Origin of the sequence: Alkalihalophilus lindianensis, assembly GCF_032843265.1 — a bacterium.
GTDB classification, from domain to species: Bacteria; Bacillota; Bacilli; order Bacillales; family Bacillaceae_D; genus Alkalihalophilus; species Alkalihalophilus lindianensis.
In genome coordinates, this window is sequence record NZ_JAWJBA010000104.1 from 1 (window position 1) to 362 (window position 362).

Consider the following 362-nt stretch of genomic DNA (forward strand, 5'->3'; position numbering starts at 1 on the left):
TTTAATGATTCCTTTTGGGTGATGCAGATCATCCAGCGGACCAATATTAATTAAGTCGATGGACAGGGCGTTGTCACCTATAAATAAGCGAAAGTCAGGATCAATTCCTGCCCCTTTTTTATGCCCGGGTATATGAAATTGTATAGGACCTTTTTTGGCATGTTCAACTAAACCGTTAAATAACGGCGCTTGGTTTTGTAACAATCGATTATCACACCTCTTATTTGAAATTGCTTTATTTTAAAAAAACAAATGAATTATAGCATTAAATCTGATCCCTGTCTGTAGTAAATTTTAGTTTCCCAAAAAAACAGGAAAATTACCCGGTTAAAACGAAATAACACATAGTAAGCAAATGAGGA

At 34.8% G+C, this 362-nt stretch carries 1 pseudogene; it reads right to left on the minus strand.

What is annotated here, in order from left to right:
* Window positions 1–204: pseudogene (locus RYX56_RS21500) on the minus strand (arginine decarboxylase); the annotation flags it as partial.
* Window positions 205–362: the final 158 nt, after the last annotated feature.